This is a genomic window from Streptomyces sp. LUP30, assembly GCF_001746365.1.
GTDB lineage: Bacteria > Actinomycetota > Actinomycetes > Streptomycetales > Streptomycetaceae > Streptomyces.
Genome location: NZ_MJAJ01000075.1, coordinates 1 through 12994 on the forward strand (window position 1 = coordinate 1; position 12994 = coordinate 12994).

The 12994-nt window shown below is 73.1% G+C and carries 8 protein-coding genes and 1 pseudogene; 7 read left to right on the top strand and 2 right to left on the bottom strand.

Annotation, left to right across the window (positions count from 1 at the left end; genetic code table 11):
* The 5 genes from BG482_RS37175 to BG482_RS37195 all read left to right on the top strand — a co-directional run.
* Nucleotides 1-1228 (top strand): tetratricopeptide repeat protein (locus BG482_RS37175; protein ID WP_141746704.1); only part of this gene is annotated, 1228 nt, incomplete at its 5' end.
* Nucleotides 1229-1412: 184 nt separating this feature from the next.
* Nucleotides 1413-3050: an NAD(P)/FAD-dependent oxidoreductase gene (locus tag BG482_RS37180; RefSeq protein ID WP_069773627.1), complete on the top strand. Its 1638-nt coding sequence runs from the start codon at nucleotides 1413-1415 to the stop codon at nucleotides 3048-3050.
* Between the two features lie 167 nt (nucleotides 3051-3217).
* Complete coding sequence (locus tag BG482_RS37185) at nucleotides 3218-4327, top strand: nitronate monooxygenase family protein (protein WP_069773628.1); 1110 nt, start codon at nucleotides 3218-3220, stop codon at nucleotides 4325-4327.
* Entirely contained in the window at nucleotides 4324-5877 is a 1554-nt protein-coding gene (locus BG482_RS37190; RefSeq protein WP_069773629.1) for an acyl-CoA synthetase, read from the top strand. Before BG482_RS37185 ends, BG482_RS37190 begins: the two co-directional genes overlap by 4 nt.
* Before the next feature lie 514 nt (nucleotides 5878-6391).
* Entirely contained in the window at nucleotides 6392-7888 is a 1497-nt protein-coding gene (locus BG482_RS37195; protein ID WP_069773630.1) for an acyl-CoA synthetase, read from the top strand.
* A 61-nt stretch (nucleotides 7889-7949) separates the two neighbouring features.
* Here the strand turns inward: BG482_RS37195 and paaK are convergent.
* Nucleotides 7950-9249: pseudogene (gene paaK / locus BG482_RS37200) on the bottom strand (phenylacetate--CoA ligase PaaK).
* A 213-nt stretch (nucleotides 9250-9462) separates the two neighbouring features.
* Between paaK and BG482_RS37205 the strand changes: the two are divergent.
* Nucleotides 9463-10332, top strand: coding sequence for an alpha/beta fold hydrolase (locus tag BG482_RS37205; RefSeq protein WP_069773648.1), 870 nt, complete (start codon nucleotides 9463-9465; stop codon nucleotides 10330-10332).
* 49 nt (nucleotides 10333-10381) lie between these two features.
* On the opposite strand, the gene BG482_RS37210 is transcribed toward BG482_RS37205, so the two are convergent.
* Nucleotides 10382-11986, bottom strand: a complete 1605-nt coding sequence (locus BG482_RS37210) for an acyl-CoA synthetase (protein WP_069773631.1) — start codon at nucleotides 11984-11986, stop codon at nucleotides 10382-10384.
* A 173-nt stretch (nucleotides 11987-12159) separates the two neighbouring features.
* Here BG482_RS37210 and BG482_RS37215 point away from each other — a divergent pair, with 173 nt between their 5' ends.
* Complete coding sequence (locus BG482_RS37215) at nucleotides 12160-12960, top strand: crotonase/enoyl-CoA hydratase family protein (protein WP_069773632.1); 801 nt, start codon at nucleotides 12160-12162, stop codon at nucleotides 12958-12960.
* Nucleotides 12961-12994: the final 34 nt, after the last annotated feature.

Consider the following 12994-nt stretch of genomic DNA (forward strand, 5'->3'; position numbering starts at 1 on the left):
CGCGGACGCCGGCGCGGCCCTGACCGGGGAGTGGATCCCCCGGCCGGTGCTCGGTGCCGTCCCCGCCCCGCCGGCTGCGTCACCGCAGGTGCTCGCCGCGCTCGCCGGACGCCATGACGCCGGCCTCGGCCTGGGACGGCTCGGCCGCTGGGCCGAGGCCGGGGACGTGCACCGCGCCGTCGGGGCCGAACGCGCGCACCTGCTCGGCCCCGACCACCCCGACACCCTCGCCAGCCGCTACGAGGCCGCCTTCAGCCTCAGCCGCACCGGCCGTACCGCCGACGCGCTGCACGAGTACCGGCAACTGGTCGCGGACCGCACCCGGGTGCTCGGCCCCGACCACGCGGACACGCTCGCGGCCCGGCAGGAAATGGCCTACGAGCTCGGCCGGTCGGGCCGTCACGTCGAGGCCCACCAGGTGTACGCGTCGGTCCTGGCCGTCCGGGAGCGCACGGTCGGCCGCGACCACCCCGACACCCTGCGCTGCCGCCACAACCTCGCCTTCAACCTCAGCAGGCTCGGCCGGCTGGAGGAGTCGTACCGGACGGCGCGCGAGGTGGCCGCCGCACGGGCCCGCGTCCTGGGCCCCGTCCACCCGGACACCCTCATCACCCGTCACGAAGTCGCCTACATAGCAGGCCAGTTGGGGCGCTGGCCGGAGGCTCTGCAGACCTACCGCGAGGTCGCCGAGGCCCGCGCGCACACCCTCGGCCCCGACCATCCCGACACCCTCGCCGCCCGCTACGAGACCGGCATCGCCCTGGGCCGCCTCGGCCGCAGCGCGGAGGCGCTCCAGCTCTACCGCGACCTCGTCGAGGACCGCACCCGCATCGACGGCCGAGCAGACCCCGAGACCCTGCGCGCCCGGCACGGTCTCGGCGTCAACCTGGGCCGTCTGCGCCGCTGGGAGGAGGCCCTCGCGGAGTCCCGGGACGTGTGCGCCATCCGTGAGCGGGTCCTCGGCGACGACCACCCCGACACCCTCGTGAGCCGCAGGGAGGTCGCCGTCGCCCTGGGGTGGCTGGGCCGCTGGTCCGACGCCCTGACCGAGTACCGGCGGGTGGCCACGAACCGCGAACGTGCCCTGGGCGCCGACCATCCCGACACCCTCGCCGCCCGCGACGACGAGGCCCACTGCCTGGAACAGCTCGGCCGCGGCCAGGAGGCGGCCGAGCTGTACCGCAGGGCGTCGGTCCTGCGCCGACGCCGGGTCGCGGACGGCGCCTAGACCGAGCCCGCGCCGTGCGCCGGACCGTCCGGCCGTGCGGCGACTCGCGGGCGCCCGCGACTCGCGGTCGACGCCCGCGGACACGACACGACCCACCGCACCGCGGCTTTTCCGGCGGTCCGGCTCCGGAGGCCGTGAACGACCGCCTCTGGCCGACCTTGATCGGCTCGTGTTACGAAGAACCATGCCTGCACGCGAGGGACACCACGGACAGGACCGCGCCTACGACGTCGTCGTCGTGGGCGGCGGCCACAACGGTCTGGTCGCGGCCGCCTATCTGGCCAGGGCCGGGCGGTCGGTGCTGGTGCTGGAACGGCTGGACCACACCGGCGGGGCGGCCGTCTCCACCCGCCCCTTCACCGGCGTCGACGCCCGGCTGTCCCGGTACTCGTACTTGGTCAGCCTGCTGCCGTCGAAGATCGTGCGGGATCTGGGGCTGCGCTTTCGCGTCCGGAGCCGCACGATCTCCTCGTACACGCCCGTCGAGCGCGCCGGACGGCCCACCGGGCTCCTGGTGGGAGGGGGCGGGGAACGCACCCGCGAGGCGTTCGCGCGGCTCACGGGCGGCGAGCGCGAGTACGCGGCCTGGGAGCGTTTCTACGGCATGACCGGACGCGTCGCCCAGCGGGTCTTCCCCACGCTCACCGAGCCGCTGCCCACTCGCGAGGAACTGCGCCGCACGGTCGGCGACGAGGAGGCCTGGCGGGTCCTGTTCGAGGAGCCGATCGGCGCAGCCGTCGAGGAGCGCTTCGCCGACGACCTCGTGCGGGGCGTGGTCCTCACCGACGCCCTCATCGGCACCTTCGCCGACGCCCACGACCCCTCCCTCCGGCAGAACCGCTGCTTCCTCTACCACGTCATCGGCGGCGGCACGGGGGCGTGGGACGTCCCCGTCGGTGGGATGGGCGCCCTCACCGACGCCCTGGCCGCCGCGGCCCGGGACGCGGGCGCGGTGCTCGCCACCGGACACGAGGCCGTGCGGATCGACACGGACGGCCGTACCGCCGAGGTCGCCTACCGCACCGCCGACGGCGAAGGCGTCGCCGCCGCCCGGCACGTCCTGGTGAACGCCTCCCCTCAGGCGCTGGCGGCCCTCGCCGGCGACGAGCCGCCCGCCCCTGCGGAGGGCGCCCAGCTCAAGGTGAACATGCTGCTCAAGCGGCTGCCGAGGCTGCGCGACAGCTCGGTCGACCCGCGCGAGGCGTTCGCCGGGACCTTCCACATCGCGGAAGGGTACGAGCAGCTCGCCGCCGCCCACGCCCAGGCCGCCGCCGGCGAGCTGCCGGCGGCCCCGCCCTCCGAGATCTACTGCCACTCGCTGACCGACCCGACCATCCTCGGCGCCGACCTCGCCGCGCAGGGATACCAGACGCTCACGCTGTTCGGGCTGCACACGCCGGCCCGACTCTTCCGCGCGGACAACGACGGCGTGCGCGAGGAACTGCTGCGGTCGACCCTGGCCCAGCTGGACGCGCACCTGGCCGAACCCCTCGCCGACTGCCTGGCCCTCGACGCCGACGGCCGCCCCTGCATCGAGGCGAGGACCCCGCTGGACCTGGAACGCGACCTCGGGCTGCCGGGCGGCAACATCTTCCACCGCGAACTGTCCTGGCCCTACGCGGGCGACGGCGCCGGTCGCTGGGGCGTGGAGACCCGGCACGGCAACGTGCTGCTGTGCGGGGCCGGCGCGGTGCGCGGGGGAGGGGTGAGCGGCGTGCCCGGGCACAACGCGGCGATGGCCGTGCTGGAGCACGCGGCGGCGGACGAGGGACCCCAGGCGCGCCGCCCGGGGAGCGGAGACCGCGGTCCCCGCGTGAGGTGACGCCCGTGACCGGCGAGGCGTGACCGATGACCGCTGAGCGGGTGCGGGTGCGGGTGCGGGTGCGGAGCCGGAGTCGGACCCGGCCTCGGCGCGTGTCCCGCCCAAGAATCTGACGGTCTATCAGAAAAAGCCTTCCGTCGTCCGCGCCGCTGCGGCATCCTGCGCCCATGCAGACGGAGCTGAGCACACAACTGGGAGTCGAGCACGCCGTCTTCGGCTTCACGCCGTTCCCCGCCGTCGCCGCGGCCATCAGCCGCGCGGGCGGCTTCGGCGTGCTCGGCGCGGTCCGGTACACCGCCCCCGACGACCTCAAACGCGACCTCGACTGGATCGAGGCCCATGTCGACGGCAAGCCGTACGGACTCGACGTCGTCATGCCCGCCAAGAAGGTCGAGGGCGTGAGCGAGGCCGACGTCGAGGCGATGATCCCCGAGGGACACCGGCACTTCGTGCGCGACACCCTCGCCAAGTACGGCGTCCCCGAGCTGGCCGAGGGCGAGGCCTCCGGGTGGCGGATCACCGGCTGGATGGAGCAGGTCGCCCGCAGCCAGCTCGACGTCGCCTTCGACTACCCGATCCGGCTGCTCGCCAACGCCCTCGGCTCGCCGCCCGCCGACGTCGTCGCCCGCGCCCACGAGCAGGACGTCCTCGTCGCCGCGCTCGCCGGGAGCGCCCGGCACGCCCGCAAGCACCAGCAGGCCGGCATCGACATCGTGGTCGCCCAGGGCTACGAGGCGGGCGGCCACACCGGCGAGATCGCCTCCATGGTGCTCACCCCGGAGGTCGTCGAGGCCGTGGACCCGCTCCCCGTGCTCGCCGCGGGCGGCATCGGCAGCGGACGGCAGGCGGCCGCCGCCCTCGCGCTCGGCGCCCAGGGCGTATGGCTCGGGTCCGTCTGGCTGACCACGTCCGAGGCCGACCTGCACTCGCCCGCCCTCACCCGCAAGCTTCTCGCGGCCGGCTCCGGCGACACGGTCCGCTCCCGCGCGCTGACCGGCAAACCCGCCCGGCAGCTGCGCACCGAGTGGACCGACGCCTGGGACGACCCCGACGGACCCGGCACCCTCCCCATGCCCCTGCAGGGCCTGCTCGTCGCCGAGGCCGTCTCCCGCATCCAGAAACACGAGGTCGACCCCCTGCTCGGGACGCCCGTCGGCCAGATCGTCGGCCGGATGAACGACGTCCGCAGCGTCCAGGCGGTCTTCGACGACCTCACCCGCGGCTTCGAACAGGCCGTGGACCGCGTCAACCGCATCGCCGGAAGGAGCGGCCAGTGACCAGCACACCCCCCGCGGGCTTCTGGGTCCAGGCGGCCCAGGACCCCGACCGCACCGTCCTGATCGCCCCCGACGGCCAGGAGTGGACCGCCGGCCGTCTGCACGCCGCCGCCAACCGGCTCGTGCACGGCCTGCGCGCCGCCGGACTGGAACGCGGCGACGCCTTCGCCGTCGTACTGCCCAACTCGGCCGAGTTCTTCACCGCCCATCTGGCCGCCACCCAGGCCGGGTTCTACCTCGTGCCCGTCAACCACCACCTCGTCGGCCCCGAGATCGCCTGGATCGTCTCCGACTCGGGGGCCAAGGTGCTCGTCGCCCACGAGCGGTTCGCCGACCAGGCGCGCCGGGCGGCCGACGAGGCAGGCCTGCCCGCCACCCACCGCTACGCCGTCGGCGACGTCGACGGCTTCCGGCAGTACGCCGAACTCCTCGACGGGCAACCGGAGTCGGCGCCCGCCGACCGCACGCTCGGCTGGGTCATGAACTACACCTCGGGCACCACGGGCCGCCCGCGCGGCATCCGGCGCCCGCTGCCCGGAAAACTGCCCGAGGAGTCCTACCTCGGCGGCTTCCTGGGCATCTTCGGCATCAGGCCCTTCGACGACAACGTGCATCTGGTCTGCTCGCCGCTCTACCACACGGCGGTGCTGCAGTTCGCGGCCGCTTCCCTGCATCTGGGCCACCGGCTGGTCGTGATGGACAAGTGGACCCCCGAGGAGATGCTCCGTCTCATCGACGCCCACCGCTGCACCCACACCCACATGGTCCCCACCCAGTTCCACCGCCTGCTGGCCCTCCCGCAGGACGTACGGGCGCGCTACGACGTGACCTCCATGCGGCACGCCATCCACGGAGCGGCGCCCTGCCCCGACCATGTGAAGCGGGCGATGATCGACTGGTGGGGCGCCTGCGTGGAGGAGTACTACGCGGCCAGCGAGGGCGGCGGCGCGTTCGCCACGGCCGAGGAATGGCTGAAGAAGCCCGGCACGGTCGGAAAGGCCTGGCCCATCAGCGAGTTGGCGATCTTCGACGACGACGGGGACCGGCTGCCGCCCGGCGAACTCGGCACGGTGTACATGAAGATGACCACCGGCGGCTTCGCCTACCACAAGGACGAGGACAAGACGAGGAAGAACCGCATCGGCGACTTCTTCACCGTCGGCGACCTCGGAGTGCTCGACGAGGACGGCTACCTGTTCCTGCGGGACCGCAAGATCGACCTGATCATCTCCGGCGGGGTCAACATCTACCCCGCCGAGATCGAGTCCGTGCTGCTCGCCCACCCCGCGGTGGCCGACGCCGCCGCCTTCGGCATCCCGCACGACGACTGGGGCGAGCAGGTGAAGGCCGTGATCGAGCCCGCCCCCGGCCGGGAGCCCGGCCCGGACCTCGCCGACGAGCTCCTCGCCCACTGCGAGGAGCGGCTGGCCAGCTACAAGCGGCCCAAGTCCGTCGACTTCATCGCCGAGATGCCCCGGGACCCCAACGGCAAGCTGTACAAGCGGCGGTTGCGCGAGCCGTACTGGGAGGGACGGTCCCGCCAGGTGTGAGCGGCCGCCCCGAACGGGCGCGGGACCTGTCCGGCCCCGCCCGGTCCGTACGCGCGCGGGGCGATCGGCGGCCTCGGCCCCGCCCCGGGGACGCCCCGGACCCATGCCCGCGGCAGCGAGACGTTCCCGGGCCGGGAGCGAGCGGCGGCGGTGGCGGTGGCACTCGTGGTCGTCCGGTCAGGTCAGGTCGGTGGGCCCGGCGAAGGACGTACGAGGTCAGGGCGCGCGGCGGGGGCTGACGGCGTCGGTCGCAGCGTCGCAGGGCGGCCGACGGCCCGCGCCCACGCGGCGCGGGGCCCCGGGCGGGGCGACGGCGACCTTCTGACGTTCCCGCCCCGTTCCTGTCTCCGTTCCCGTCGCCGGTCCGTCGAAGTGCGGGTGCGGGTGCGGGTGCGGGTGCGGGCGGGGCGGGTGGCGTGGGCCGAGGCGGCCGTGGCCGCGCCTCGGGCCGTTCGACGCCTCGCGGCGGCGACGAACTTGACCTGCTCCGGTCGCCGTCCCAGGATCATGAGCCATGACGCCCGGACATGGCAGCACGGTCGACGGGGTGCTGCGGCGCAGCGCCCGTCGCACCCCGGCACGCGTGGCGGTCGAGTACCGCGACCGCACCTGGACCTACGAGGAACTCGACGAGGCGGTCTCGCGCGCGGCGAGCGTCCTGCTCGCCGAGGGCCTCGCCCCCGGCGACCGGGTCGGGGCCTACGGCCACAACTCCGACGCCTACCTCATCGCGTTCCTGGCCTGCGCCCGCGCGGGACTGGTCCACGTCCCCGTCAACCAGAACCTCACCGGCGACGATCTTGCGTACATCGTCGACCAGTCGGGCAGCTCGCTGGTCCTCGCCGATCCCGGCCTCGCTGACCGGCTCCCCGAAGGCGTGCCGACGGCGGCCCTTCGCGACGCCGACGACTCGCTCCTGGCCCGGCTGGCCGCCGCCCCCGTCCACGACGGGCCCGAGCCGCGCACCGACGACCTGGTGCAACTGCTCTACACCTCGGGCACCACGGCCGTGCCCAAGGGCGCGATGATGACGCACCGTGCCCTGGTGCACGAGTACCTGAGCGCGATCACCGCCCTCGACCTGAGCGCCGGCGACCGTCCCGCGCACTCCCTCCCGCTGTACCACTCGGCACAGATGCACGTGTTCCTGCTGCCCTACCTCGCGGTCGGCGCCACGAACATCGTCCTGGGCGCCCCCGACGGTGACGAGATCCTCGACCTGGTCGAGGCCGGCCGCGTCGACAGTCTCTTCGCGCCGCCGACCGTCTGGATCGGTCTGGCGAACCGCCCCGACTTCACGACACGTGACCTCAGCGGCCTGCGCAAGGCCTACTACGGGGCGTCGATCATGCCGGTGCCGGTCCTGGAGCGGCTGCGCGAACGGCTGCCCCGGCTGAGTCTGTACAACTGCTTCGGGCAGAGCGAGATCGGCCCGCTCGCCACCGTCCTCGCCCCCGACGAGCACAAGGGGCGCCTGGATTCCTGCGGTCGCACCGTCCTGTTCGTGGACGCCCGTGTGGTCGACGAGGACGGCGCGGACGTCCCCGACGGCACTCCCGGCGAGATCGTCTACCGGTCCCCGCAACTGTGCGAGGGGTACTGGGAGAAGCCCGAGGAGACCGCCGAGGCCTTCCGGGACGGCTGGTTCCACTCCGGCGACCTGGCCGTGCGTGACGCCGACGGCTACTTCACGATCGTCGACCGGGTGAAGGACGTCATCAACTCCGGGGGCGTGCTGGTCGCCTCCCGGCAGGTCGAGGACGTCCTCTACACCCACGAGGCCGTCGCCGAGGCCGCCGTCATCGGCCTGCCGGACGAGAAGTGGATCGAGGCGGTCACCGCGGTCGTCGTCGCGCGGGGGGAGACCTCCGAGGAGGAGCTCATCGCCCATGCGCGCGAGAAGCTGGCCCCCTTCAAGGCCCCCAAGCGGGTGCTCTTCGTGGACGAGCTGCCCCGCAACGCCAGCGGCAAGATCCTCAAACGGGAGCTGAGGGACCGGTTCGGCGGCTGAGACCGGGCCGTCATGACGCGCGGGCAGTCACGGTGCTCGGGCCGTCATGACACCGAGGCCCTCATGACGTGCGGGGGCGCTCGTCCACGATCCGCCTGATCTTGCCGACCGACCGCTCCAGCGACTCCGGGTCGACGATCTCGACGGTGACCGACACGCCGATGTCGTCCTTCACGGCCGCCGCGACGGCGCGCGCGGCCGTGTCGCGGTCCGCGGGCGTGGCGTCGGGGCGGGCCTCGGCGCGGACCGTGAGGGCGTCGAGACGGCCCTCACGCGTGAGGCGGAGCTGGAAGTGGGGAGCCACGCCCGGGGTGCGGAGCACGATCTCCTCGATCTGGGTGGGAAAGAGGTTCACCCCGCGCAGGATGACCATGTCGTCGCTGCGCCCGGTCACCTTCCGCATCCGCCGGAAGGCGCGAGCCGTGCCCGGCAGCAGGCGGGTGAGATCACGGGTGCGGTACCGGACGACCGGCATGGCCTCCTTGGTCAGCGAGGTGAAGACCAGCTCGCCCTCCTCGCCCTCCGGCAGGACCTCGCCGGTGATCGGGTCGACCACCTCGGGGAAGAAGTGGTCCTCCCAGACGTGCAGCCCGTCCTTGGTCTCGACGCACTCCTGCGCCACGCCCGGCCCGATCACCTCCGACAGCCCGTAGATGTCGACGGCGTCGATCGCGAAACGCTCCTCGATCTCCTGGCGCATGCGCTCCGTCCAGGGCTCCGCGCCGAAGACCCCCACGCGCAGGGAGGTGGAGCGCGGGTCCACGCCCTGGCGTTCGAACTCGTCGAGCAGCGTGAGCATGTAGGACGGGGTCACCATGATGACGCGCGGTTCGAGGTCCAGGATCAGCCGGACCTGACGGGAGGTCATGCCGCCGGACGCGGGGATCACCGTGCAGCCGAGGCGCTCCGCCCCGTAGTGGGCGCCGAGGCCGCCCGTGAACAGGCCGTACCCGTAGGCCACATGGACGGTGTCGCCGGGGCGCGCGCCCGCGGCGCGGAGCGAGCGGGCCACCATGTCCGACCACATGGACAGGTCGGCGTCCGTGTAGCCGACGACCGTCGGCCGGCCGGTCGTGCCGCTGGACGCGTGGATGCGGCGGATGCGGTCCCGGGGGACGGCGAACATCCCGTACGGGTAGTGCGCGCGCAGGTCGGCCTTGGTGGTGGGGGAAGCGGGCCAGGTCGGCGAGGTCGCGGCAGTCGTCGGGGTGGACGCCGGCCTTGTCGAAGGCCTCGCGGTAGAAGGGCACCCGGGAGTAGGCGCGACGCAGCGAGGTCCGCAGTCGCTCCAGCTGCAGGGTGCGCAGGGCGGCCTCGTCGAGGCGCTCGCCCTCGTCCAGCGGGTTCCGCACATCCGTCATGGGACTTCTCCCTACGACCTGTCTCGACACCGGGCGATCCCCGGCTTTGAAGGATCCCGGCACCGAAACGTCTCAATACGGGCGACCGATCATTCGGTTGCTCTTCTTGTGGATCAGTAATCCAGGCTCGCGGGCGTCAGGCAAGAGGCCGGTGGTGACTTTCGCCGGAGAACCCCGTTGCGCGCGGCCGAGGTCCCTGCCGAGAATCAGGGCATGCCGATGTTCACCGCGCCGGACGGGACCGAGCTCGCCTACCGGGTGTCGGGCGAGGGCGAGCCGCTCGTCGTCCTGCCCGGCGGCCCCCTGCGGGCCTCCGTCTACCTCGGCGACCTCGGCGGTCTCGCCGACCGCCGCCGCCTGATCCTGCTCGATCTGCGGGGCACGGGCGACTCCGCGCGTCCCGCGGACCCGGCGACCTACCGCTGCGACCGGCAGGTGGACGACGTCGAGGCGCTGCGCGTGCACCTGGGGCGGGAGCGGATGGACGTGCTGGCCCATTCGGCGGGCGGCAGCCTCGCCATGCTGTACGCGGCGCGGTACCCGCAGCGGGTGTCCGGGCTCGCGCTCATCACCGTCAATCCGTGGGCGCTGGGCCGTCCGGCCACGGCCCAGGAGCGGTTGGCGGCCGCACGGCTGCGCCGCGGTGAAGCCTGGTTCGACGACGCGTTCCCCGCGTTCCGGGCGTGGCTCGGGGGCGAGGGCGAGCCCGACCCGGCGGTCGTCGGCGCCTTCTTCCACGGCAGGTGGGACGATGCCGCCCGCGCCCACGAGGCCGCCGTGGACGAGCAGACCTGCGCCGAGGGCGAGGAGCGCTTCCTCGACCCCGCCGCCTTCGACCCGCCGGCCCTGCGCAGCGCGCTGGCCGAGGTGACCGCCCCGGTGCTCGTCCTGGCCGGGGAGCTGGACGGCGGGCCCCGGCCGGACCGTGCGCGGCTGGTGGCCGACGCCTTCCCGAACGCCGAGTTCGCCGTGCAGCCCGGCGCCGGCCACTACCCGTGGCTGGACGACCCCGGCCGGTTCGCCGGCCGGGTCGGCGACTTCCTGGCGCGGGCCGGTCGCCCGGGTGCGGCCCACCGGGGCTGAGGACGCGCTTCCCCGGCGGACTGTCGGCGTGAGGGCGCTGCGGGCGAGGTCAGCCGCTCTCCGCGACGGCGACCTCGCGCGCCCACCGGTAGTCCGCCTTGCCGCTCGGCGAGCGGCGGATGGCTTCGGCGAGCACCAGCTGACGCGGGATCTTGTAGCCGGCGAGCCGGGTGCGGCAGTGGCTCTGGATGTCCTGCAGCGACGGCGGCGGGGCGCCGTGGCGCACCTGGACCACCGCCGCCACATGATTGCCCCACGTCGGGTCCGGCACCCCCGCCACGAGGGCGTCGTACACGTCCGGATGCGCCTTGAGGGCCTGCTCGACCTCCTCGGGGTACACCTTCTCGCCCCCCGTGTTGATGCACTGCGAGCCGCGCCCGAGGACGACGACCACACCGTCCTCGTCGACGGTCGCCATGTCGCCGAGCAGCACCCAGCGCTCGCCGTCCTTCTCGAAGAAGGTCTCGGCGGTCTTCACCGGGTCGTTGTAGTAGCCGAGGGGGACGTGACCGCACTGGGCGACGCGGCCGATCTCGCCCGCGGCGACCGGCTCGCGGGTGGCCGGATCGACCACCCGGGTACGGGGGTTGACCCGGACGCGGAAGCCGCGCTCGGGCCCGGAGTCCTCCGTCGCCGTGCCGTTGAAGCCGGACTCGGACGAGCCGAAGTTGTTCAGCAGCATCGCGTTCGGCATCAGCGCCCGGAACTGACGGCGGACCGTGTCCGACATGATCGCCCCGGACGAGGAGACGCTGAACACCGACGAGCAGTCGGTGCCCTTCATGGGTCCTTCGAGTGCGTCGATCAACGGCCGCAGCATCGCGTCGCCGACCAGGGAGATGCTGGTGACCTTCTCCTTCTCGATGGTCCGCAGCACCTCCTCGGGCACGAACTTGCGGTGGATCACCACGCGCTGGCCGAAGTTGAAGCCGATGAAGGCGGTCAGTGTGGAAGTGCCGTGCATCAGCGGGGGAGTCGGGAAGAAGGTGATCCCCGTGCCGCCCGCCGCGACCCGCTCGGCGATCTCCTGCGGCTTCCTCACCGGCTCACCCGTGGGCGAGCCGCCACCCAGTCCCGAGAAGAACAGGTCTTCCTGACGCCACATCACCCCCTTGGGCATGCCGGTCGTGCCGCCGGTGTAGATGATGAACTGGTCGTCGCCGGAGCGGGCGGGGAACCCGCGCCCGGGAGAGCCGCTCGCCTCGGCGTCGGCGAACGAGGTGATGCCCTCGACCGCCGGACCGACCCGGATCAGGTGCCGCAGGGCCGGCGTCTGCGGCAGCGCGGCCGCCACCCGGTCGGTGAACTCCGCGTCGAAGGCGAGCGCGGCCAGGTCCGCGTCCCGGTAGAGGTAGACCAACTCCTCTTCCACATAGCGGTAGTTGACGTTGACGGGCACGATGCGCGCCTTCAGGCAGCCCAGCACCGTCTGCAGGTACTCCACGCCGTTGTACAGGTGCAGCCCGAGGTGCTCGCCGGGGCGCAGACCGCTGTCGAGGAGGTGGTGACCGATGCGGTTGGCGGCCGCGTCGAGCTCCGCGTACGTCAGCCGGCGTTCCGCGCCCGTGCCGGGATGGTCGACGTACACGAGCGCCTCGCGGTCCGCCGCCACGTCGACGACCGACTCGAACAGGTCGGCAAGGTTGTACTCCACCGTTCCTCCTGACCGGGTCCCTGGTTCCCAGACGGTTCGCCGGTCATCAGAGCAAAGGGCGCGGTAAGTGGGAAGGGCCCGTGCCAAGAAATCTGACTGTCTGTCAGAAAACCCTTGAACTGCCATCACGCCTACTGCAACCTGTTCTCGTTCTTTCCGAGGGGAGATGTGCGATGGGCGGTACCGAACACCTCACCGTGCGGCGCGAGGGCGCCACGCTCGTGCTCACGCTGAACAGGCCGGAGGCCAAGAACGCCCTCTCGCTCGCCATGCTGGTCGGCCTGTACGACGGCTGGCTGGAGGCCGACGAGGACGACTCGGTCCGCTCGGTCGTCCTCACCGGCGCGGGCGGCTCCTTCTGCGCCGGCATGGACCTCAAGGCCCTGGCGGGCAAGGGCATGGAGGGCGAGCAGTACCGCCACCGGCTCAAGGACGACCCCGACCTGCACTGGAAGGCGATGCTCCGCCACCACCGGCCGCGCAAACCGGTGATCGCCGCCGTCGAGGGGTACTGCGTCGCGGGCGGCACCGAGATGCTCCAGGGCACCGACATCCGCGTCGCCGGCGACTCCGCGACCTTCGGACTCTTCGAGGTCAGGCGCGGACTGTTCCCGATCGGCGGCTCCACCGTCCGGCTGCAGCGCCAGATCCCGCGCACCCACGCCCTGGAGATGCTGCTCACCGGACGCCCGTACAGTGCCCGGGAGGCCGCGGACATCGGCCTGGTCGGTCATGTCGTGCCGGACGGCACGGCCCTGGAGAAGGCCCTGGAGATCGCCGAGCGCGTCAACTCCTGCGGCCCGCTGGCGGTCGAGGCCGTCAAGGCGTCGGTGTACGAGAGCGCCGAACTCACCGAGACCGACGGGCTGGCCGCCGAACTCGCCCGGGGCTGGCCGGTCTTCGACACCGCCGACGCCAAGGAAGGCGCCCGCGCCTTCGCGGAGAAGCGCCCGCCCCGCTACAAGCGCGCGTGACGCTCCGCCCGGCGAGCGGGCGGTGCGGGCCGTA

Excerpts from the sequence above, each read along its gene's own strand:
- BG482_RS37180 (WP_069773627.1), top strand. The coding sequence starts at position 1,413 with ATGCCTGCACGCGAGGGACACCACGGACAGGACCGCGCCTACGACGTC.
- BG482_RS37185 (WP_069773628.1), top strand. The coding sequence starts at position 3,218 with ATGCAGACGGAGCTGAGCACACAACTGGGAGTCGAGCACGCCGTCTTC.
- BG482_RS37195 (WP_069773630.1), top strand. The coding sequence starts at position 6,392 with ATGACGCCCGGACATGGCAGCACGGTCGACGGGGTGCTGCGGCGCAGC.
- BG482_RS37205 (WP_069773648.1), top strand. The coding sequence starts at position 9,463 with ATGCCGATGTTCACCGCGCCGGACGGGACCGAGCTCGCCTACCGGGTG.
- BG482_RS37215 (WP_069773632.1), top strand. The coding sequence starts at position 12,160 with ATGGGCGGTACCGAACACCTCACCGTGCGGCGCGAGGGCGCCACGCTC.